The sequence below is a fragment of the Methylocaldum szegediense genome, assembly GCF_949769195.1.
GTDB classification, from domain to species: Bacteria; Pseudomonadota; Gammaproteobacteria; order Methylococcales; family Methylococcaceae; genus Methylocaldum; species Methylocaldum szegediense.
This window is the reverse complement of record NZ_OX458333.1, coordinates 3,461,818-3,481,557: the sequence shown is the minus strand read 5'-3', so window position 1 is coordinate 3,481,557 and position 19,740 is coordinate 3,461,818. Positions and strand designations below refer to the sequence as shown.

The 19,740-nt window shown below is 52.6% G+C and carries 30 protein-coding genes and 2 tRNA genes; all 32 read right to left on the bottom strand.

Translation table 11 applies throughout. The annotated features are described in order from the left end of the window. Positions 1-37: 37 nt before the first annotated feature. Positions 38-1,363 (bottom strand): preprotein translocase subunit SecY, encoded by a 1,326-nt coding sequence (secY, locus tag QEN43_RS15015; protein ID WP_317963376.1) that lies wholly within the window; start codon positions 1,361-1,363, stop codon positions 38-40. Next, positions 1,364-1,798, bottom strand: coding sequence for a 50S ribosomal protein L15 (gene rplO, locus QEN43_RS15010; protein WP_026609182.1), 435 nt, complete (start codon positions 1,796-1,798; stop codon positions 1,364-1,366). It abuts the gene before it with no gap. Continuing rightward, positions 1,799-1,984 carry a 50S ribosomal protein L30 gene (gene rpmD, locus QEN43_RS15005; RefSeq protein WP_026609181.1) on the bottom strand — a complete coding sequence of 62 codons (186 nt, stop codon included), beginning with the start codon at positions 1,982-1,984 and terminating at the stop codon, positions 1,799-1,801. It abuts the gene before it with no gap. Further along, positions 1,981-2,499 carry a 30S ribosomal protein S5 gene (gene rpsE / locus QEN43_RS15000; protein WP_026609180.1) on the bottom strand — a complete coding sequence of 173 codons (519 nt, stop codon included), beginning with the start codon at positions 2,497-2,499 and terminating at the stop codon, positions 1,981-1,983. Before rpsE ends, rpmD begins: the two co-directional genes overlap by 4 nt. A gap of 9 nt (positions 2,500-2,508) precedes the next feature. Then, positions 2,509-2,862: a 50S ribosomal protein L18 gene (gene rplR / locus QEN43_RS14995; RefSeq protein WP_026609179.1), complete on the bottom strand. Its 354-nt coding sequence runs from the start codon at positions 2,860-2,862 to the stop codon at positions 2,509-2,511. 7 nt (positions 2,863-2,869) lie between these two features. Then, positions 2,870-3,406, bottom strand: a complete 537-nt coding sequence (gene rplF, locus QEN43_RS14990) for a 50S ribosomal protein L6 (protein WP_026609178.1) — start codon at positions 3,404-3,406, stop codon at positions 2,870-2,872. Positions 3,407-3,419: 13 nt separating this feature from the next. Beyond that, a complete protein-coding gene (rpsH, locus tag QEN43_RS14985) occupies positions 3,420-3,818 on the bottom strand; it encodes a 30S ribosomal protein S8 (RefSeq protein ID WP_026609177.1) in 399 nt (132 codons plus the stop codon). Between the two features lie 60 nt (positions 3,819-3,878). Next, entirely contained in the window at positions 3,879-4,184 is a 306-nt protein-coding gene (rpsN, locus tag QEN43_RS14980; protein ID WP_026609176.1) for a 30S ribosomal protein S14, read from the bottom strand. 8 nt (positions 4,185-4,192) lie between these two features. Next, positions 4,193-4,732, bottom strand: coding sequence for a 50S ribosomal protein L5 (gene rplE / locus QEN43_RS14975; protein WP_026609175.1), 540 nt, complete (start codon positions 4,730-4,732; stop codon positions 4,193-4,195). 17 nt (positions 4,733-4,749) lie between these two features. Beyond that, positions 4,750-5,067 (bottom strand): 50S ribosomal protein L24, encoded by a 318-nt coding sequence (gene rplX, locus QEN43_RS14970; RefSeq protein WP_026609174.1) that lies wholly within the window; start codon positions 5,065-5,067, stop codon positions 4,750-4,752. 16 nt (positions 5,068-5,083) lie between these two features. Continuing rightward, the gene (gene rplN / locus QEN43_RS14965) at positions 5,084-5,452 is read right to left on the bottom strand and encodes a 50S ribosomal protein L14 (RefSeq protein ID WP_026609173.1); all 369 of its coding nucleotides are present in this window, start codon (positions 5,450-5,452) and stop codon (positions 5,084-5,086) included. Between the two features lie 40 nt (positions 5,453-5,492). Next, a complete protein-coding gene (gene rpsQ / locus QEN43_RS14960; RefSeq protein ID WP_026609172.1) occupies positions 5,493-5,753 on the bottom strand; it encodes a 30S ribosomal protein S17 in 261 nt (86 codons plus the stop codon). Next, on the bottom strand, positions 5,750-5,944 hold the full coding sequence (gene rpmC / locus QEN43_RS14955) for a 50S ribosomal protein L29 (RefSeq protein ID WP_026609171.1): 195 nt from the start codon (positions 5,942-5,944) through the stop codon (positions 5,750-5,752). The genes rpsQ and rpmC overlap by 4 nt, the downstream gene beginning before the upstream one ends. After that, entirely contained in the window at positions 5,944-6,357 is a 414-nt protein-coding gene (gene rplP / locus QEN43_RS14950) for a 50S ribosomal protein L16 (RefSeq protein WP_026609170.1), read from the bottom strand. The genes rpmC and rplP overlap by 1 nt, the downstream gene beginning before the upstream one ends. A gap of 16 nt (positions 6,358-6,373) precedes the next feature. Continuing rightward, positions 6,374-7,045, bottom strand: coding sequence for a 30S ribosomal protein S3 (gene rpsC / locus QEN43_RS14945; RefSeq protein WP_026609169.1), 672 nt, complete (start codon positions 7,043-7,045; stop codon positions 6,374-6,376). Positions 7,046-7,055: 10 nt separating this feature from the next. Continuing rightward, a complete protein-coding gene (gene rplV / locus QEN43_RS14940; protein WP_026609168.1) occupies positions 7,056-7,391 on the bottom strand; it encodes a 50S ribosomal protein L22 in 336 nt (111 codons plus the stop codon). Positions 7,392-7,402: 11 nt separating this feature from the next. Then, positions 7,403-7,675 (bottom strand): 30S ribosomal protein S19, encoded by a 273-nt coding sequence (gene rpsS / locus QEN43_RS14935; protein ID WP_026609167.1) that lies wholly within the window; start codon positions 7,673-7,675, stop codon positions 7,403-7,405. Positions 7,676-7,691: 16 nt separating this feature from the next. Continuing rightward, complete coding sequence (gene rplB / locus QEN43_RS14930) at positions 7,692-8,519, bottom strand: 50S ribosomal protein L2 (protein WP_084161619.1); 828 nt, start codon at positions 8,517-8,519, stop codon at positions 7,692-7,694. A gap of 44 nt (positions 8,520-8,563) precedes the next feature. Next, complete coding sequence (gene rplW / locus QEN43_RS14925) at positions 8,564-8,857, bottom strand: 50S ribosomal protein L23 (RefSeq protein WP_026609165.1); 294 nt, start codon at positions 8,855-8,857, stop codon at positions 8,564-8,566. Continuing rightward, entirely contained in the window at positions 8,854-9,468 is a 615-nt protein-coding gene (rplD, locus tag QEN43_RS14920) for a 50S ribosomal protein L4 (protein WP_026609164.1), read from the bottom strand. The genes rplW and rplD overlap by 4 nt, the downstream gene beginning before the upstream one ends. Positions 9,469-9,478: 10 nt before the next feature. Beyond that, positions 9,479-10,117, bottom strand: coding sequence for a 50S ribosomal protein L3 (gene rplC, locus QEN43_RS14915; RefSeq protein WP_026609163.1), 639 nt, complete (start codon positions 10,115-10,117; stop codon positions 9,479-9,481). Between the two features lie 17 nt (positions 10,118-10,134). Beyond that, positions 10,135-10,446: a 30S ribosomal protein S10 gene (rpsJ, locus tag QEN43_RS14910; protein ID WP_026609162.1), complete on the bottom strand. Its 312-nt coding sequence runs from the start codon at positions 10,444-10,446 to the stop codon at positions 10,135-10,137. 4 nt (positions 10,447-10,450) lie between these two features. After that, positions 10,451-11,641 (bottom strand): elongation factor Tu, encoded by a 1,191-nt coding sequence (gene tuf / locus QEN43_RS14905; RefSeq protein ID WP_026609161.1) that lies wholly within the window; start codon positions 11,639-11,641, stop codon positions 10,451-10,453. 37 nt (positions 11,642-11,678) lie between these two features. Beyond that, complete coding sequence (gene fusA / locus QEN43_RS14900) at positions 11,679-13,778, bottom strand: elongation factor G (RefSeq protein WP_026609160.1); 2,100 nt, start codon at positions 13,776-13,778, stop codon at positions 11,679-11,681. Between the two features lie 48 nt (positions 13,779-13,826). Then, positions 13,827-14,297, bottom strand: coding sequence for a 30S ribosomal protein S7 (gene rpsG, locus QEN43_RS14895; protein WP_026609159.1), 471 nt, complete (start codon positions 14,295-14,297; stop codon positions 13,827-13,829). A gap of 19 nt (positions 14,298-14,316) precedes the next feature. Then, complete coding sequence (gene rpsL, locus QEN43_RS14890; RefSeq protein ID WP_026609158.1) at positions 14,317-14,691, bottom strand: 30S ribosomal protein S12; 375 nt, start codon at positions 14,689-14,691, stop codon at positions 14,317-14,319. Positions 14,692-15,289: 598 nt separating this feature from the next. Further along, a tRNA-Asn gene (locus tag QEN43_RS14885) sits at positions 15,290-15,365 on the bottom strand. A gap of 63 nt (positions 15,366-15,428) precedes the next feature. Beyond that, positions 15,429-15,505, bottom strand: a tRNA-Arg gene (locus tag QEN43_RS14880). A 359-nt stretch (positions 15,506-15,864) separates the two neighbouring features. Continuing rightward, positions 15,865-16,455: an NUDIX domain-containing protein gene (locus QEN43_RS14875; protein ID WP_026609157.1), complete on the bottom strand. Its 591-nt coding sequence runs from the start codon at positions 16,453-16,455 to the stop codon at positions 15,865-15,867. A gap of 22 nt (positions 16,456-16,477) precedes the next feature. Beyond that, positions 16,478-17,467: a signal peptide peptidase SppA gene (sppA, locus tag QEN43_RS14870; RefSeq protein WP_026609156.1), complete on the bottom strand. Its 990-nt coding sequence runs from the start codon at positions 17,465-17,467 to the stop codon at positions 16,478-16,480. 30 nt (positions 17,468-17,497) lie between these two features. Then, the gene (locus QEN43_RS14865; RefSeq protein ID WP_026609155.1) at positions 17,498-18,148 is read right to left on the bottom strand and encodes an HAD-IA family hydrolase; all 651 of its coding nucleotides are present in this window, start codon (positions 18,146-18,148) and stop codon (positions 17,498-17,500) included. Further along, complete coding sequence (gene rluC / locus QEN43_RS14860) at positions 18,145-19,095, bottom strand: 23S rRNA pseudouridine(955/2504/2580) synthase RluC (RefSeq protein WP_026609154.1); 951 nt, start codon at positions 19,093-19,095, stop codon at positions 18,145-18,147. Before rluC ends, QEN43_RS14865 begins: the two co-directional genes overlap by 4 nt. Positions 19,096-19,740 lie beyond the last annotated feature (645 nt).

Below are 19,740 nucleotides of genomic sequence, written 5' to 3'. Positions count from 1 at the left end.
CCCTGATATAGATTGACCGCTTAACACTAGCACCAGACTAACTGAGCTTGATATTCGATTTCTTCAGCAACCCTTCATACTGATGCGAGATAATATAGGTTTGAATTTGCGACATAAAATCCATTACAACAACCACAATGATAAGCAGAGACGTTCCGCCGAAATAAAATGGCACATTCCAATAGAGGATGAGAAATTCGGGCAATAAGCATACTGCCGTTATATAAATCGCCCCTGCCAGTGTTAAACGGGTCATCACAGCGTCGATATATGCCGCCGTCTGTTGACCGGGCCTCACACCGGGTATGAAAGCACCTGATTTCTTAAGATTTTCCGCCGTTTCGTTGGAATTGAAGACCAAAGCGGCGTAAAAAAAGCAGAAAAATACGATCGCTGCCGCGTAACAAATGACATACAGCGGCTGACCGGGCGATAATGTGGTCGCGATATCCTGCAGCCAAGCGAGGCTCTTGCTATTACCGAACCAGCCGGCGAGTGTCGCGGGGAACAGGATTATACTCGACGCAAAGATCGGAGGAATTACGCCCGACATATTCAATTTCAGCGGCAAAAAGCTCTTATGGGCCGCGTACATCCGCCGCCCTTCTTGTCGTTTCGCGTAATTAATAGTGATTCGCCGTTGTCCACGCTCCACGAAAACAACGAGCGCGGTCACTCCGAGCGCGATTCCGAACAGAGCGAGTATGCTGATCATACTCAACTCCCCGGTCCGAGCCAGTTCAAGCGTGCCCCCGACAGCCGATGGCAATCCAGCGACGATACCGGCAAAGATTATGATGGAAATACCGTTTCCGATTCCCCGCTCGGTTACCTGCTCCCCTAGCCACATCAAAAATATAGTCCCACAGACCAGGGACACTGCGGTTATAAAAATGAAATGGAATCCGGGGCTGATCACCACAGGAACACCTGACGCCGATTGATTCTGCAGCGCAAGGCCAACACCGATGGCTTGAAAGGTCGCAAGAAATACGGTGCCATACCGGGTGTACTGATTGATTTTTCGCCTTCCGGATTCGCCTTCCTTCTTTATTTGCTCCAACTTTGGAATGACGCCCGCCATCAGCTGCATGATAATCGACGCCGAGATATACGGCATGATACCGAGCGCAAATATGCTGAGGCGCTTCAGTGCGCCCCCCGAAAACATATTCACCATATCGAGGATAGATCCGCCCTGCTGCGCGAACATTGCAGCCAACGCCTTCGGATCTACCCCTGGAATCGGGATATGTGCCCCGATTCTATAAACAACCAGAGCACCGATGACGAACAGCAACCGTTGACGAAGCTCTGTTAGCCTCCCGAATCGGTCAGTAAAAATAGAATTCGCCGTACTCACTTATACCTCAATTGATCCGCCCGCGGCTTCGATTTTCGCGCGTGCACCCTTGGTCGCTTTTATGCCGACGAGAGTGACAGCCGCGTTTAATTGGCCAGAGTCGATAACCTTGACTGAACGCGCGCGCGCCGGGATCAGATTTGCAAGCTTTAGTGCGTGGATATCGATCCTCGAGCCGGCAAGCTTATTCAGTTCGCTCAACCGCACCTCCGCGGAGAACGTTTTCGATCGCGACTTGAAACCAATCTTGGGGAGTCTGCGCTGAAGCGGCATCTGCCCGCCCTCGAACCCCACTTTATGAAAACCACCAGCACGTGCCTTTTGGCCTTTATGCCCCTTGCCGCAGGTCTTACCAAGCGTAGATCCGATTCCGCGACCAACTCGGGTTTTCTTTTTTCTGCTGCCTTCGGATGGCTTAATCGAATTGAGAAACATCTAAATTTCCTCGACCTCGAGCAAATAAGCAACCTTGTTGATCATTCCATAGTTCGCCGCTGTTGCCTGGACATAAACGGGCTTGTGCATCCGTCTAATACCGAGGCCACGAAGACACGCTTTATGGGACTTCAGCCGCCCGATCGCACTCCTTATTTGCGTAACTTTGAGCTGTTTTTCACTCATTTACTTTTCCCCGATCGACTTTCCGTCAATTTCCCGCGCTTTGCCGCAATATATCGCGGGTCTTTGATCTCCGACAGGCCCTTGATGGTTGCACGAACGACGTTGATCGGGTTGTTCGTGCCGATACATTTGGCTAGGACATTGTGCACACCCGCCACTTCGAATACAGCACGCATCGCCCCGCCTGCGATGATGCCTGTACCTTGAGATGCCGGTTGCATGAAAACCTTTGCAGCGCCTGTGCTCGCTGTAATCGCGTAGTGCAAAGTATCACCATTCAGGTGGACTTTGCGCATGTTTCTTCGCGCCTGTTCCATTGACTTTTGAATCGCCACCGGAACCTCACGGGCCTTGCACAATCCGTAACCAACACGTCCGTTTCCGTCACCGACGACAGTGAGAGCCGTGAACCCAAATTGGCGTCCGCCCTTCACTACTTTGGCCACGCGCCGGACCGCTACCAGCTTTTCCTGAAAGCCCTCAGATGAGCTGCTCTGGACACTTAGATTCGCCATGGTGCCCTCCTAAAACAAAAGGCCCGCTTCGCGCGCCGCGTCAGCTAACGCCTTGATGCGCCCGTGATATTTAAAGCCGGAACGATCGAAGGCAACGTTCGTTATTCCCGCCGATAGCGCCCTTTCCGCTATCGTTTTGCCAACTACTCTCGCTGCCTCTATATTTCCCGTCGCCCTCAGATTTCCTTTAATCTCTGTTTGCACGGTGGAAGCCGATACCAACACACGAGCGCCATCGGCACTCGTTACCTGCGCATAGATGTGTCGTGGGGTTTTATGCACAGTCAAACGGTTAACCCCCAGCGATCTAATGATCGCTCTGGCTTTTGCCGCTCGTCTCAGTCTCGCCAATTTCTTATCCATCAATCACCTATTTCTTTTTCGCTTCTTTTCTGACGACTTCCTCGTCAGCGTACCGTATGCCTTTTCCCTTGTAAGGCTCCGGCGGCCGATACGCACGTATGTCGGCAGCGAACTGACCTACCCTTTGCTTGTCGCACCCCTTAACCACAATCTCGGTTTGAGACGGTGTTTCAATAGTGATCCCTTCCGGTGCCCTGATCTCAACAGGGTGTGAGAACCCTAAGGATAGGCTCAGCGCATTACCATTCGCCTGCGCCCTATAACCGACTCCAACCATCGTTAATCTTCGAGCAAACCCTTCGCTTACTCCAGTGACCATGTTCGCAATGGTTGCTCGAGTCGTACCGGCCATGGCGTTAGAATGCTTATCACCGCCATTGGTGGCTCGGACCACTATAGCACCGCTATCGATCTCAACGTGAACCTTCGGGCTAAGGCGGCGTGTCAACGAACCTTTTGCCCCTTTCACGGTAAGCGAATCCCCGGCGATGTTCGCTTCTACGCCTTTTGGCAAACGAATGGGATTTTTTGCAATTCTCGACATTGCCTACACTCGACTAAGACACCAGACAGAGAACCTCGCCACCATGACCACCCTCTCTTGCCTCCTTGTCGGTCATGACCCCTTTCGAGGTAGAGACGATAGCTGTCCCTAGCCCCCCCAAAACAACCGGTAGTTTGTCCTTCGATCTATAAATTCGGCGACCGGGTTTGCTAACTCGTTCGAATGACTCGATCACCGGCTGCCCTTTGTAATATTTCAGCTGTACCCGGAGTTCGGCCTTGCCGCCCGTTTGGCCTATCACTTCGTAGTCCGCGATATATCCTTCGTCCTTCAAGACCCGACATACTGCTGTCTTTATCTTTGATGAGGGCATAACGACCTCACTTTTTCCGGCGGCTTGCCCGTTCCGTATGCGGACAATCATGTCAGCCAACGGGTCTGTCATACTCATTTCTATTCTCCGCTAAAAACGGTTGGTTTTTTTACGAGTTCTCGTCGGGCTAATCAGCCATTACCAGCTGGCCTTGGTTACGCCGGGCACATCCCCACGCATGACGGCTTCCCGTAGCTTGTTCCGTCCAAGTCCGAACTTTCGATAGAAGCCATGGGGTCTCCCGGTTAGGCTACACCGGTTGTGTAAACGGCATGGCGACGCATCGCGGGGTAACTGTTGAAGCTTAAGCTGAGCCTGATGTTTTTCTTCCTCGGTCGCGGAGGCACTTTTGATGATGGCCTTCAAAGCTGACCGCCTCTCGTAATACTTGCTCACCAACGCCTGACGCTTCTTCTCGCGCGCAATCATCGATTTTTTTGCCATTGCCGTTTTTACGTTCTAAAAGGAAACTTGAACTGCTCCAACAGCGCCCGCGCTTCTTCGTCGCTGACCGCTGAGGTCGTAATCGTTATATCGATACCCCTTATCGCATCGATCTTGTCGTAATCGATCTCCGGGAAAATTATCTGTTCCCGAACACCCATGCTATAGTTCCCTCGACCGTCGAACGAACGTGGGTTTAATCCACGGAAATCCCGAATTCTCGGTATGGCAACGTTCACTAGTCGATCTAAAAATTCATACATCCTATCACGCCGTAGGGTGACTTTGCAGCCTATAGGCATTCCTTCTCTGATCTTGAAGCCTGCGATCGACTTTCTCGACGTAGTCACAACAGGCTTTTGTCCGGAAATCTTTTGAAGATCATCCATCGCGTTCTGGAGGATTTTTTTATCGGCCACGGCTTCGCCTACACCCATGTTGAGAGTTATTTTTTCCAGTCGCGGAACTTGCATTACTGACCGGTAGTTGAATCGCTTCATTAGCTCCGGAACTACCTTTTCTTTGTAAAGGGATTGAAGCCTAGCCATACTTGTTTTCCGCCTAATCAAACGTCAATAACTTCGTTGGTGGACTTGAAATATCGAACCTTCCTACCATCGGCCAAAAGTCTAATGCCCACCTTGTCGGGTTTATTCGTAGCCGGATTGAACAATGCAACGTTCGAACGATGTATCGGCATGGGTTTTTCTACGATACCGCCGCTTATTCCCCTCATCGGAATAGGCTTTTGATGTTTCCTCACCACGTTTACACCCTCGACGACAACGCGGTTATCGGACGACACTGTCAACACTACTCCCCTCTTCCCTTTGTCTTTACCGGCGATTACGATGACCTGATCACCTTTCTTAATCTTTCGCATGAAGCTAGGCTCCTCGTTAAAGCACTTCGGGTGCGAGGGAGATGATTTTCATGAATTTTTCCGAGCGCAGTTCTCGCGTGACAGGGCCGAAAATGCGGGTGCCGATGGGCTGAAGTTGATTGTTAAGCAACACCGCCGCGTTCCCGTCAAACCGAACGACCGAACCATCGGCACGACGAACGCCCTTTTTGGTTCTAACGACTACAGCGTTGTAGACTTCGCCTTTTTTGACACGCCCCCTTGGGATGGCATCCTTGACGCTGACCTTGATGACGTCGCCGATGTTTGCATACCTGCGATGCGAACCGCCCAGCACCTTGATGCACATGACCTTTCTTGCTCCGCTGTTGTCGGCGACATCCAGGTTGCTTTGCATCTGAATCATCTTCAATACCCCTCACATTTTCTCTTTGTGCTGACAGCTCTCACTTCGCCCGCTCAATAATTCTGTCGAGTTTCCAAACCTTTCTTTTGGACAACGGGCGCGTCGACGAAACAACCACGACATCACCCTCCTGGCACTCGTTGTTCTCGTCGTGAGCCATTAACTTGCTCGTCTTTCGAACATACTTTCCGTAAACCGGATGGGATACGAGTCGTTCCACCAACACGGTTATAGTCTTGTCCATCTTCGAACTGATCACCTTCCCCGTTACGGTACGGGGCGCCTTGACTGTTTCGCTCATACTGCGCCACTCTTCTCCGTCAGAACCGTATTGACTCTAGCGATATTTCGCCTGATGGTCCGTAGCTGATCCGGCTTGGTCAATTGCCCAGTTGCCTTCAGCATTCTCAGATTGAACTGTTCTCGGTGAAGCTCAAGCAGCAGATCTTTGAGTTCGCCCGGCGTTTTCGATCTCAGGTCGTTGGCTTTCATTACATAACCGTCCGAAACGAAAAGGTGGTTTTTATCGGAAGCTTTGCGGCCGCAAGGCTAAACGCCTCGCGCGCTAATTCTTCGCTTACCCCTTCAAGTTCATAGAGCATCGTACCCGGCTTGACTTCCGCAACCCAGTATTCGACGCTGCCTTTTCCACTTCCCATCCGAACTTCGAGAGGTTTCTTCGAAATCGGTTTATCGGGGAATATCCGAATCCACATCTTCCCGCCGCGTTTAATATGGCGCGTAATGGCTCGCCGCGCAGCCTCGACCTGTCTTGCGGTAATACGCCCCCGCTCCACGGCTTTTAAACCGAACTCGCCGAAACTTACCCGGTTGCCTTTGGTGGCCAGCCCCGTGTTTCTACCTTTCTGCTGTTTTCTGTACTTCGTTCTTTTCGGCTGCAACATGGTCGACTAGCCCCGATTAAGCTTCAGACGGCGCGATGCTCTTCGCTTCGCTCTCTGAGGTCGTAAAAACTTCGCCCTTAAAAATCCACACTTTCACGCCGATAACGCCATATGTGGTCTTCGCTTCTGCGAAACCGTAGTCGATGTCGGCTCGAAACGTGTGGAGCGGGACCCGCCCCTCGCGATACCACTCGCTGCGCGCGATTTCAGCGCCGTTCAATCGACCAGCCACATTGATCTTTACACCTTCTGCACCAAGGCGGAGCGTATTCGTGACGGCCCGCTTCATGGCACGGCGAAACATAATCCGTTTCTCTAGCTGCTGAGCCACCCCTTCTGCCACCAGCTGCGCGTCTAATTCTGGTTTCCGAATTTCCTCAATACTAATCTGTACAGGGATCCCCATCATCGACGACAAATCCCGGCGGAGCGCATCAATATCCTCGCCTTTTTTTCCAATCACGAGGCCCGGCCGCGCCGTGTGAATCGTAATGTGCGCGTTATTCGCCGGCCGGTTGATTTGGATCCGGCTAATTGACGCATGCCCTAGCTTTTTCTTAAGGAACTCCCGAACCTTCAAATCGTTATAAAGAAAGACTGGGTAGTCTTTGCTCGACGCGTACCACCGCGAACTCCAGTCTTTAATGTAGCCGAGCCGTATGCCCGTCGGGTGAACTTTCTGTCCCATAAATGCCCTTTTATCGGTGTTCTGAGACCTGAATGGTTATATGGCACGTGCGCTTAAGAATCCGGTTCGCACGTCCTTTTGCGCGTGGCGAAAGGCGCTTCAGCGTTGGCCCCTCGGCCACCTCGATCGCGCTCACCATTAATTCGTCCACATCAGCACCGTCGTTGTGCTCTGCGTTTGCTATCGCGGATTCAAGCACTTTTTTCAAAATTCGTGCGGACTTTTTCGTACTAAAGGTAAGAACGTCGAGCGCCCGATCAACTTTCAATCCCCGAATCTGATCCGCCACGAGCCTGCATTTTTGCGCAGATATCCGTGTATTGCTCAGCTTCGCTACTGTTGCCATTTTACCCGCCTCTACTTCGTCTTCTTGTCCGCCTGGTGACCTTTATACGTTCGAGTCGGGGCGAACTCTCCAAGCTTGTGACCCACCATGTTGTCGGTTATGAGGATTGGCAAATGTTGGCGTCCGTTATGGACCGCCAGGGTATACCCGATCATCTCCGGTATTATCATCGACCGGCGCGACCAGGTCTTAATGGGCCTTTTTGTCCCCGATTGCGCCATCTCGGCCAATTTCTTCATCAGGTGATGGTCCACAAACGGTCCCTTCTTAATCGAACGTGGCACGTTTCTTACCTCTTATCTATTTCTGCTTGCGAGGCCGCACGATCATAGCATCGGTGCGTTTGTTGCTTCGGGTCTTATACCCTTTTGTCGGGACACCCCAAGGCGATACTGGGTGTCTACCACCGGAGGTTCTGCCTTCACCACCACCATGCGGGTGATCAACGGGGTTCATCGCGACTCCTCGCACCGTAGGACGAATTCCGCGCCAGCGTGCCGCCCCCGCTTTTCCCATGGAAATCAGGTTATGTTCATGGTTAGACACCTCACCGATCACTGCCTTGCAGTCGACCAGCACCTTACGCATTTCCGCCGAGCGAAGCCTTATCGTCGCGTAAGCTCCTTCCTTTGCCACCAGCTGGGCCGAGGTGCCACCACTACGCGCCAACTGCGCACCTTTGCCTGGCTTCAACTCTACGCAATGAATGAGAGTTCCTATCGGGATATTTCGAATCGGCAGACAATTGCCTGGGCGGATCGGCGCATACTCGGACGACAAAATCTCGCTACCGACACCCACTCCCTTGGGCGCGATCACATAGCGACGTTCACCATCCTTATAGACGACGAGTGCGATATGGGCAGTCCGGTTCGGATCGTATTCCACTCGTTCCACCCTGCCTGGGATATCGAGCTTGTCCCGCTTGAAGTCGATAACGCGATAAAACCTTTTGTGACCGCCTCCCTTATGACGAGTAGTGATGCGCCCTTGGTTGTTCCGGCCTGAACTTCTCGTCTTCTTTTCGACAAGGCCCGCGTAGGGTCTACCCTTATAGAGACCTTCGGTTCGCACTCGAACCACAAACCGTGAGCCTGCGGACGTGGGTTTCGATTTAATAAGTGCCATCGGATATTCCCGCAGTTATTTTGTTCGATGTAGTTGCGTCTCGCCTATCCTGCCGACAAGTCGATATCGTATCCCGGCTTGAGCTTGACATACGCTTTTTTCCAGTCCGCCCGCTTACCTACAAAGCGTCCGGACCGCTTGACTTTGCCGCTCACATTAAGGACATGCACGGACTGAACTTCGACCTTGAACAAAAGTTCTACAGCCTTCTTGATCTCCGGTTTGCTTGCACTCCGCTTCACACGAAATGCGATCTGCCGCGCTTTTTCGGCTGCAGCGGTACTTTTTTCGGAAATGATCGGCGCCTCAATGACATTCATTAATCTCAGCTGTCTCATGCTAGGCCGTCCTCAAGTTGCTTCGCAGCCTGCGATGTCAGAATAACCTTCTCGCTGTGCACAAGTGCCACAGGATTTAAAGACCTTACCGTACAAACTGTGATGTCTCGGAGATTCCGAGCGGCTAGGAACAGGTTTTCATCCATGGCATCGGTAACCACCAAGCCACGATTGAAGCCAATGGGTTCGAGCTTCTTTAGAAACTCCTTGGTCTTCGGGGCCGGGGGATAAATATCATCGCAGACCACCAACCGCCCCTGCCTCAGCAATTCGGAAAGAATCGCCCTCATCCCCGCCCGGTACATTTTCTTGTTCAGCTTCTGAACATAAGACCGAGGACGCGCGGCAAACGTGACGCCGCCCGTGCGCCAAAGCGGGCTTCGAGTGGTACCGGCACGGGCTCGTCCGCTGCCCTTCTGCCGCCAGGGCTTTGCCCCGCCACCACTCACCTCCGAACGTGTCTTTTGTGCCTTGGTACCAGACCGCGATCCGGCAAGATATGCAACTACCAACTGATGGACAAGAGATTCGTTGTAGTCTCGCCCGAATACGGTCTCGGAAACGTCGAGCGCCGCCGCGCCATCGACCGCCGATGGAATCTGCAACCCCATAGTACCCTCTTTACTTCTTAACAGCCGGGCTAATGACGACATCCGAGCCTTTGGCGCCCGGAACCGCTCCTTTAATCAGTAGTAACGAACGCTCTTTGTCGATCGCGCACACCTTAAGCGACTGAACGGTAACCGTGACGTTACCAAGATGGCCAGCCATCCGCTTACCCTTGAATACGCGCCCTGGTGTCTGATTCTGGCCGATCGACCCTGGAGCACGGTGGGACAACGAATTTCCATGTGTGGCATCCTGCGTTCGAAAATTGTGCCGCTTGACGACACCTGCAAAACCTTTTCCGATGCTTGTGCCCCGGACGTCGACGTATTGTCCCTCTTCGAATATATCGACACCTAACTCGGACCCAACCGAATACTGAGCCGTATCGTCATCGGCCAACCGGAATTCCCAAAGACCACGCCCCGCCTCAACACCCGCCTTGGCGTAGTGTCCTGCTTCCGGCCGGGACAAACGCGACCTTTTCTTAACTCCGGTCGTGACCTGAATTGCGCGATAACCGTCGGTATCCGGAGTCTTGACTTGCACAATGCGATTCGGCTCCACATGAATCACGGAAACCGGCACGGCCGAGCCATCTTCGGCGTAAATGCGGGTCATGCCGCACTTCCGCCCCACCAAACCTAACGCCATCGATCGCTCCTAATACGTCAATTCAACTTTATTTGTACGTCTACGCCGGCCGCGAGATCGAGCTTCATCAATGCATCAACGGTCTTATCCGTTGGCTCAACGATATCCATCAGACGCTTATGCGTCCTCAACTCGTATTGATCGCGCGCATCCTTGTTTACGTGCGGGGAAATAAGAACGGTATAGCGCTCCTTCTTCGTCGGCAACGGAATAGGCCCTAACACCTGAGCACCGGTACGCTTCGCCGTTTCAACAATCTCGCTGGCGGACTGATCGATCAAGCGATGGTCAAACGCCTTAAGACGAATCCTGATTCGCTGCTTCTGCACGGAACTACTCCAAAATCTTGGATACGACGCCGGCTCCGACGGTCCGACCGCCTTCACGAACCGCAAAGCGCAAACCTTCCTCCATCGCGATCGGCGCAATCAATTTCACCGTGATCTTCACATTGTCACCGGGCATCACCATCTCCACGCCTTCCGGTAACTCCACCGCTCCCGTCACATCCGTCGTCCGGAAATAAAACTGCGGCCGATAACCGTTGAAAAATGGCGTATGACGTCCACCCTCCTCCTTCGACAATACGTAAATCTCCGCCTCAAAATGCGTGTGCGGCGTAATCGTGTTCGGCGCCGCCAAAACCTGACCACGCTCCACTTCTTCCCGCTTGGTGCCACGCAACAGCACCCCAACATTGTCTCCCGCTACCCCTTCATCCAGAAGCTTGCGGAACATCTCAACACCCGTACACGTAGTCTTCGTCGTCTCCCGAAGCCCCACAATCGAGATCTCATCACCTACCTTGATCTTGCCGCGTTCAATCCGACCCGTCACCACCGTACCACGACCCGAGATCGAAAATACGTCTTCAATCGGCATCAGGAACGGCTTGTCAACGTCGCGCTTCGGCTCCGGTATGTACGCATCCAGCGCTTCCACCAGCTTCACAATCGCCGGCACCCCAATCTCACTCCGATCCCCTTCCAACGCCTTCAATGCCGAGCCTCGTACAATCGGTGTGTCGTCCCCCGGAAAATCGTACTTCGACAACAGCTCGCGCACCTCCATCTCAACCAATTCCAACAGCTCCGGGTCGTCCACCATGTCCACCTTGTTCAGAAAGACCACGATGTACGGCACACCCACCTGACGCGCCAACAGTATGTGCTCCCGCGTCTGCGGCATCGGACCGTCCGCTGCCGATACCACCAAAATCGCTCCATCCATCTGCGCCGCACCCGTGATCATGTTCTTCACATAGTCCGCATGCCCAGGGCAATCAACATGGGCATAGTGCCGGTTCGGCGACTCATACTCCACATGCGCCGTCGCAATCGTGATACCGCGCGCACGCTCTTCCGGCGCCGCATCAATTTGATCATAGGCCTTGAACTCTCCACCAAAGCGCTCCGCTCCCACCTTCGTCAAGGCCGCCGTCAGCGTCGTCTTCCCATGGTCCACATGACCAATCGTCCCCACATTCACATGCGGCTTCGTGCGCGTAAATTTCTCTTTGGACACGACCTAGATACCTCTCTACTTCTTAATTCTCAAAACGTTAACCCACAGATGCCTTCTTAATCACCGCATCCGCGATGTTCGCGGGGGCCTCTTGGTATTTCTTAAATTCCATAGAATAAGTGGCTCGACCTTGACTAAGAGAGCGCAACGTAGTCGAGTAACCGAACATTTCAGCCAATGGGACTTCTGCCCTCAACACCTTAATACCGGCATTATCTTCCATTCCCAGGATCATACCGCGACGCCTGTTCAAATCACCGACGATGTCCCCCATGTAATCTTCGGGAGTCTCAACCTCGACACTCATAATGGGCTCAAGCAGCACCGGATTTGCCTTGCGAGCACCCTCCTTGAAGCACATGGACGCCGCGATCTTGAATGCCATTTCACTGGAGTCGACGTCGTGATACGAACCGTCAAACAGAGTGACCTTAACACCGACGACAGGGTAGCCAGCCAGTATACCATTTTGCATCTGCTCTTGCACGCCCTTATCCACGGCCGGAACGTATTCCTTAGGTACGACTCCGCCGACAATGGCATTTACGAATTCGTAGCCACCCGTTTCCAGAGGCTCGATACGTAACCACACATGGCCGTACTGACCGCGCCCACCGGTCTGACGAATATACTTTCCTTCCTGCTCAACGGATTTGCGGATGGTTTCTCGATAGGCCACCTGAGGTGCACCTACGTTGGCGTCGACCTTAAACTCCCGCTTCAACCGATCGACGATGATCTCCAGATGCAACTCACCCATGCCCGAAATGATCGTCTGACCGGATTCTTCATCCGTGTGAACGCGGAACGATGGATCTTCTTGAGCCAACCGCTGCAACGCGAGCCCCATCTTTTCCTGGTCGCTCTTCGTTTTCGGCTCCACCGCAACTGAGATAACCGGCTCAGGGAATTCCATACGCTCGAGGACAACCGGCTTCTCCACCGCCGAAAGCGTCGTACCGGTAACAATATCCTTCAAACCTACACATGCAGCGATATCACCGGCGCGAATTTCTTTGATTTCTTCCCGGTTATTGGCGTGCATGCGCAGTAACCGCCCGATTCGCTCTTTATTTCCGGTTTGCGAATTGATGACGCTATCACCTGAACTCAATACGCCCGAATATACCCGAACAAACGTTAGAGTACCGACAAACGGGTCCGTCATAATCTTGAATGCGAGCGCAGAGAAAGGCTCATCGTCACTCGCTTTGCGCTCGATGGGCTCCCCAGTATTAGCATCCACGCCCTTAATTGGAGGAATATCAACCGGGGACGGCAAATAGTCTACGACCGCGTCCAACATCGCCTGCACGCCTTTATTCTTGAAAGCGGAACCGCAGAGCATTGGAACGATTTCGAGAGCGATCGTACGCTTACGCAAGCCCTTCTTAATTTCTTCCTCTGAAAGCTCTCCTTGCTCTAAATACTTATTCATCAATTCCTCGTCGGCCTCAGCTGCCGCCTCAACCATCTTTTCCCGCCATTCCGCAGCAAGTTCCGCGAGCTCCTCTGGAACATCCTCGTAAGTAAACGTCGTACCGTTATCCGCCTCGTTCCAGACGATCGACTTCATCTTGACCAAGTCGACCACACCCTTGAATGAATCTTCTGCACCGACGGGAATCTGAATAGGAACCGGATTTGCGCGCAAACGTTCGCGCATCTGCTTATAAACCTTGAAGAAATCAGCCCCGGTGCGATCCATCTTGTTCACGAACGCAATACGCGGGACGCCATATTTCGTAGCCTGACGCCACACCGTCTCCGACTGAGGCTGAACACCACCCACGGCACAGTAAAGCATGCACGCACCATCGAGCACACGCATGGAGCGCTCCACCTCGATCGTGAAATCGACGTGCCCTGGGGTATCGATAATATTGATACGGTGCTCGGGATAATTAAGTCCCATACCCCGCCAATAGGTCGTCGTCGCCGCCGACGTAATGGTAATTCCGCGCTCCTGCTCTTGCTCCATCCAATCCATCGTAGCGGCGCCGTCATGAACTTCGCCGATCTTGTGGTTTACGCCGGTATAGAACAATACACGCTCTGTAGTGGTAGTCTTACCTGCATCAATGTGCGCAGAAATCCCGATATTCCGGTATCTCTCGATTGGAGTCGTGCGTGCCACTGTCTTAACCTTCGCTAACCTGGATTGGAAAAAATCTAAAACCGCTGCTCACCAGCGATAATGTGAAAATGCCTTGTTTGCCTCAGCCATTCGGTGCGTGTCCTCCCGCTTTTTCACTGCCGCTCCCCGATTTTCGTTCGCATCCAGTACTTCCGCGGCGAGTCTCATAACCATTCCCTTCTCACTTCTCTTACGCGCTGCATCGATAAGCCATCGCATTGCAAGAGTCATCCTGCGGGCCGGACGAACCTCGACTGGAACCTGATAGGTGGCACCCCCGACACGTCGCGACTTAACTTCTACTAGCGGCTGCACATTCTCTAGTGCTTTAATCAAAATATCCAACGACGGCTGACTGGTCTTAGCCGCGATATGATCCAAAGCACCATAAACGACCTTTTCGGCCACCGATTTCTTCCCATTCAACATCAGCATGTTGACAAAGCGCGCCAGAATTTCGCTGCCAAAGCGCGGATCCGGAGTAACCTGTCTTCTTTGAGCGACCCTTCTTCTAGACATAACGCAACCCAGAACTCAGTTAACTTTTCGGTCTCTTCGCACCGTACTTAGACCGACCTTGACGACGCTTCTGAACGCCCGCCGTATCAAGACTGCCACGCACAATGTGATACCGCACACCCGGCAAGTCCTTTACACGACCACCCCTGATCAAGACCACGGAGTGTTCCTGCAAGTTATGCCCTTCGCCGCCGATATAGCTGGTCACTTCGGCACCGTTCGTTAAGCGAACACGAGCCACCTTTCTCAACGCGGAATTCGGTTTCTTAGGCGTAGTCGTATAGACACGGGTGCATACACCACGCCGCTGCGGACAACCGTCCAGAGCCGGCACATTGCTTTTGTCTTTTTTTCTGACTCGCGGCTTCCGAACCAACTGGTTAATCGTTGTCATCACCGAACTCCAAAACTTTTTCGCTTAACCTTCGGGAAAATTGGCACCAGGGACCCCGTACCACCTAAAAACACCAAAAAGCGCTGGTAAAGCGCCGAAATTTAAAATCAAAAGGCCGACTTGTCAATATCATCCCTGACATATCGAAGCCATGATAGAACCAACACCCTCCTTACTCGACAGCGTTAGTTCGTTGCCTTTCGACTGGACATCCGAAAACCGCGACGCCCAACACCCGACATCCCTCCAGAACCCCAAAACTTAGGGGTTGATCAAAGTCCACTCAAAACGACCTTAATCAGTCACATCGAGCAAAAAGGCAGAGAGAGGGAATAATAGAAGGCAAGACCGCTCAATCAGCCTGAAGGCACAACCAATCCCACATCCATTTATTTCCTAATATGTCATCCGAATCGGACGGATACCGAGAACACTGCCACTCCCTCGATGCAGCCACACCCCACAGACCGGCGACGAACACACCGCTAAAGGAATAGAGGGGAAAATTCAGGATGGCTACGATTGACCAACGGCCTAATTGACAAGGTTCCCAATTCGCGAGCCCGCATAAACGCTACAGAAACTCGCAAGAAAAAAATGGCTCCCCCGGACGGGCTCGAACCGCCGACCCGCTGGTTAACAGCCAGCTGCTCTACCGACTGAGCTACAGGGGAACAGACTGAGCGCGTTATTATAAGACAGAACTCAACTCCGTCAAACACCGCGCGCATTATGAATGGCGCGCCTGGAGAGATTCGAACTCCCGACCACCTAGTTCGTAGCCAGGTACTCTATCCAACTGAGCTACAGGCGCGCAAGAGACTAAGTATTATCAATAAAGCCACGCGTTTCGTCAAATAATTTTTCTTATCTCCTCCGCGCGGCGCCTGCCTCTGCGAAAGTCTTCACGGAAACGCTGACTAAATCGCCGCCTCTGATAGAACAACATCGCCGCGCTACTTCGGCAGATTACCCACTACCGATGAAACTATTTGGACTGAATCCCAGCGCTTGTAAGACACTGACCTGAGAACTACTCTTGGGGATCCTTCCGCCCGTTGCAGATGGAAATAATATCGACTGCAAACTCACAATGGCGGCCGCTATAAGGTGAAAAACACCTAAATTACCGAAGATTGTGAATGCGTTCCGAAAAATGCTCGAATCACACTCTTAAATATTCCGTAACCGATCACGATTCAACGCAAGCCATTGAAGGCCAATGATGGGAATAGCCGCTTGAACTCGCCCCTGCTCAAGCCACTCCATCGCCTGGTCAAAACTCACCACTCGAGCCAGAATATCCTCGTGCTCCTCGTCAAGCCCGTGAATACCTTCTAACCCTTTTGAATCGACAATTCCGCAAAACAGTGTGACTTTCTCGGCGCATCCGCCAGGCGTCGGAAAGAACTCGGCTATATGAATCAAGCGGCGAATTTGACAACCAGCCTCCTCGCGAGCCTCACGGTGAGCGACATCTTCAGGGCTTTCCCCCTCTTCAACAACACCCGCGACCACTTCAAGCAGCCAAGGGTCCTCATTTACGAACATGGCCCCAACCCTGAATTGCTCGATCAGAACCACTTGATCAACTGCAGGATCGTAAGGAATCACCGCAACACTCCGGCCCCGATGAAACAATTCTCGATCCAAAGGCTCGCTCCAACCGCCACGAAACAATGTGTGCCTGAGGCGGATGCGCGACAAACTGAAGAAGCCGGAATAAATCGGTTCTTCTTCGATCAATTCGAATGCTTTCTCGATCTCCTTCATTAACGAAGCCGTTTTAGTGCAGGCTAGGTTCGACCGAGATTGCGCTACGGAGCATATAACCAAACGCCGTACCGATGCGGCTCGCTAGACGAGCCCACAGGCTTTCTTCAGGCGTGTAGTTGACTATATCCTTGGCACCTATCACCGTCTCTGCAACGTAGCGAACGTCCCCAAACCCATCCACCAATCCGAGCTTGAGACCTTCGGCGCCAGTCCAGACTAACCCCGAATACAGTTCCGAGACGTCTTCCCTCAAACGCTCGCCCCGCCCCTGCCGTACAGCATCTATAAATTGCTTATGAATGGCATTGAGCACCGATTGGATATGCTCTTTCGCCACTGGATCCACAGGCGAAAACGGATCGAGAATCGCTTTGTGCTCACCGGCTGTCATCACCCGGCGCTCTATCCCAAGCCGATTAATGGCTTCCACAAATCCGAAACTGTCCATGATCACACCGATGGACCCGACGATACTCGACTGATTAACGAAAATCTTATCCGCCGCGGACGCAATGTAATAACCCCCAGAAGTACACATGTCCGCAACTACGGCATAAATCGGGAGTTCAGGTTTAAGCTTTTTTATTCGTCGAATCTCCTCATAGACATAAGCCGACTGGACCGGGCTCCCGCCGGGCGTATTCATGCGCAAAATGATTCCCTTGGCACCTGCTGCATCCGCAGCAGCCCTGAGCCCTTCTATAATCGAGTCCGCGTTCGCCTTTTCCCCTGCGGCAATCATGCCAGCCACGTCGACAACCGCGGTATGGCTCGTCGCGCTCCGACTCCGCTGCTCAGAGAACGGTTGCGCAACTAGCCAAAGCGCGACCCCGAAATAGACCAGCATCAAAAGCTTGAAAAATATTCCCCAGCGTCGCGCCCTCCGCTGCTCCATAAGAGTCGCCAACAGTACTTTTTCCAAGGTCTCCCGTTCCCACGCGGAAGATGGCGCTCTTTTTTCGGCCTCGCGTTGATTTTCGTTTATATCGTGTTGGTCCATAGTGTTTTTCACAAAACAAAAATCGATTTCTCAATTCAAAAACCTTAAAAGGTCGGTGGTCCGCTCTATGCACAGGAGAGGACTCAATTCCATCAATTGCGCCAAATCGTTCGCACCGCACCCTACGCCTACCGCAGCAACTCCGGCGTTTCGAGCCATACGAAGATCGTGAAGCGAATCGCCCACCATCAAAGTCCTACTTTCATCGATACCGAGTTCGGACATGAGTTGAAGGAGCATTTCCGGGTTAGGCTTGGATACTGTTTCGTCTGCGCAACGAGTTGAGTCGAAAAGCCTTTCTGTGCCCGTTAAGGCAAGCGCATGGTTGAGTCCGGATCGCGTCTTGCCGGTTGCAACGGCGAGGCGGTAGCCGCGCTGCTTCAATTCCGTCAACATGTCCAACACTCCAGCAAACAATCCGTCAGCGCCAATTACCTTGCTACTGTAATAACGCCGGTAGCATCCCGCTAAACGAAGCGCCATTTCAGCAGGGTATTCGGGGAATAGAACTTCCATCGCTTCTTTCAATCCAAGACCGATGACGGACCTAGCCTCCATATCGGAAGGCACCGGAAGACCACAGTCTGACGCCGCCAGCTGCAAGCATTCGACAATCCATCCCACCGAGTCGAATAGCGTGCCATCCCAATCGAAAACCAGGAGGTCAAATCGGTCCTTCACCGCGGCAATCCCTTCAGAACGTCGCGAAGGTCCTGATCGAGCGGAGCTCTCACCTCGATCAGCTTTCCGGTACGTGGGTGACGGAAGCCCGCCTCCAAAGCATGAAGGAAAAGACGCTTCAAACCACGCCGACGGAAGTCCCGATTCACCTCGTCATCGCCATACCGCTCGTCGCCGACAATGGGATGCCCCATGGATCGGGCGTGAACGCGAATTTGATGGGTTCGCCCGGTAATTGGACGAGCCTCGACCAGTGTCGAATTGGCGTAACGTTCCTTTCTTCTGAATTCGGTAACTGCTGGCTTTCCATCCCGTGCTACCTTAACCAACCGTTCGCCGCTCTGCAGAACGTTCCTTTTTAGCGGCGCATCGATCATCCACCGGGCTCTGCTCCACCTCCCGGCCAGGAGGGCAAAGTAAACCTTCTCAACTTCGTCGTTGCGAAACTGCTCGTGCAGGATTCGTAGGGCGCTACGCTTTTTCGCAATCAGCAAACAACCGGATGTGTCTCTATCCAACCGATGCACGAGCTCCAAAAGTCCCGCTCCTGAACGGATTTCTCGAAGACCTTCGATCACACCGAAACATAAACCGCTACCACCGTGCACCGCCATTCCTGCAGGCTTATTGAGAACCAAGAGGTCGTCGTCTTCGTATAAAATTCGAGACTCCAATCGGGCTCGCACAAAGTCCTTGGGTACCCGCTTGGAATCGCGGATCGTCAATCTAACAGGCGGAACACGGATCAAATCCCCAACATGTAGGCGTTCTTGCGCCTGAATGCGTCCGCCATTGCAGCGGACTTCCCCGGTGCGCAGAATTCTATAGATATGGCTTTTGGGCACACCTTTAAGGTGTGTGAACAGGAAGTTGTCGATCCGCTGTCCCGCACTTTCCTCGTCGACTTCTATCCATTTTACGGTAGCACCGTTCACTGCTTGTTTCATGAGGACATGATAGCAGCTTTACCTGGCTAAATTGATGACTCCCCTTAAGATTGTTATAGTTAACTCACGGTTGCCAGCAACCGAACGCCAAGTCGTTAGCCAGCCCTGGAAACCCATAAAGCGCTGAACGGCCAGGACTCAAAGGCCTATAAGAATGCCTAAAGAAGCGATCTTTAACTCAGGGTTACCTGGCTCGGGGACGGAAAGCCGTAGGTTCGCGGTTCGTGGGGCGTCGAGCATGATCAGGGGAAAATGACTTGATCTTCGACTGAATGGGCCGGTTTGACCGCCCATACGGCGGCTGCCCTAGACCATCCGACCTTATATCAGACCCAACTGAGAACCGCTTACCGACCGGAATCCTTCATTGGCGACAGACAGAACATTGTTTAAAGGGTCAAATGCCTAATAGGGCGATTTGACCAAAACAGACGAAAACAGCAGGGTTTTTTTCGCTCGACCCATGACGAGCGAGTATCAGGTTACCTGAAGAAAACGGAAATCCCTCCTCTTGATCGAGGCAGGAGTCTCTTTCGGCGTCAAGGCTTGGTTTTTCAGCGCATTAGGCGCATTTACGTCAATTAAGAACCCAATTTTGACTGATAGAAACAAGGCTACTGTATGAAACCGCTTTTCCGCTTCTTC

Coding starts and splice junctions, on each gene's coding strand:
- rplO (WP_026609182.1), bottom strand. CDS start 1,798: ATGTTTCTCAATTCGATTAAGCCATCCGAAGGCAGCAGAAAAAAGAAA.
- rpmD (WP_026609181.1), bottom strand. CDS start 1,984: ATGAGTGAAAAACAGCTCAAAGTTACGCAAATAAGGAGTGCGATCGGG.
- rpsE (WP_026609180.1), bottom strand. CDS start 2,499: ATGGCGAATCTAAGTGTCCAGAGCAGCTCATCTGAGGGCTTTCAGGAA.
- rplR (WP_026609179.1), bottom strand. CDS start 2,862: ATGGATAAGAAATTGGCGAGACTGAGACGAGCGGCAAAAGCCAGAGCG.
- rplF (WP_026609178.1), bottom strand. CDS start 3,406: ATGTCGAGAATTGCAAAAAATCCCATTCGTTTGCCAAAAGGCGTAGAA.
- rpsH (WP_026609177.1), bottom strand. CDS start 3,818: ATGAGTATGACAGACCCGTTGGCTGACATGATTGTCCGCATACGGAAC.
- rpsN (WP_026609176.1), bottom strand. CDS start 4,184: ATGGCAAAAAAATCGATGATTGCGCGCGAGAAGAAGCGTCAGGCGTTG.
- rplE (WP_026609175.1), bottom strand. CDS start 4,732: ATGGCTAGGCTTCAATCCCTTTACAAAGAAAAGGTAGTTCCGGAGCTA.
- rplX (WP_026609174.1), bottom strand. CDS start 5,067: ATGCGAAAGATTAAGAAAGGTGATCAGGTCATCGTAATCGCCGGTAAA.
- rplN (WP_026609173.1), bottom strand. CDS start 5,452: ATGATTCAGATGCAAAGCAACCTGGATGTCGCCGACAACAGCGGAGCA.
- rpsQ (WP_026609172.1), bottom strand. CDS start 5,753: ATGAGCGAAACAGTCAAGGCGCCCCGTACCGTAACGGGGAAGGTGATC.
- rpmC (WP_026609171.1), bottom strand. CDS start 5,944: ATGAAAGCCAACGACCTGAGATCGAAAACGCCGGGCGAACTCAAAGAT.
- rplP (WP_026609170.1), bottom strand. CDS start 6,357: ATGTTGCAGCCGAAAAGAACGAAGTACAGAAAACAGCAGAAAGGTAGA.
- rpsC (WP_026609169.1), bottom strand. CDS start 7,045: ATGGGACAGAAAGTTCACCCGACGGGCATACGGCTCGGCTACATTAAA.
- rplV (WP_026609168.1), bottom strand. CDS start 7,391: ATGGCAACAGTAGCGAAGCTGAGCAATACACGGATATCTGCGCAAAAA.
- rplB (WP_084161619.1), bottom strand. CDS start 8,519: ATGGCACTTATTAAATCGAAACCCACGTCCGCAGGCTCACGGTTTGTG.
- rplW (WP_026609165.1), bottom strand. CDS start 8,857: ATGAGACAGCTGAGATTAATGAATGTCATTGAGGCGCCGATCATTTCC.
- rplD (WP_026609164.1), bottom strand. CDS start 9,468: ATGGGGTTGCAGATTCCATCGGCGGTCGATGGCGCGGCGGCGCTCGAC.
- rplC (WP_026609163.1), bottom strand. CDS start 10,117: ATGGCGTTAGGTTTGGTGGGGCGGAAGTGCGGCATGACCCGCATTTAC.
- rpsG (WP_026609159.1), bottom strand. CDS start 14,297: ATGTCTAGAAGAAGGGTCGCTCAAAGAAGACAGGTTACTCCGGATCCG.
- rpsL (WP_026609158.1), bottom strand. CDS start 14,691: ATGACAACGATTAACCAGTTGGTTCGGAAGCCGCGAGTCAGAAAAAAA.
- sppA (WP_026609156.1), bottom strand. CDS start 17,467: ATGGACCAACACGATATAAACGAAAATCAACGCGAGGCCGAAAAAAGA.
- rluC (WP_026609154.1), bottom strand. CDS start 19,095: ATGAAACAAGCAGTGAACGGTGCTACCGTAAAATGGATAGAAGTCGAC.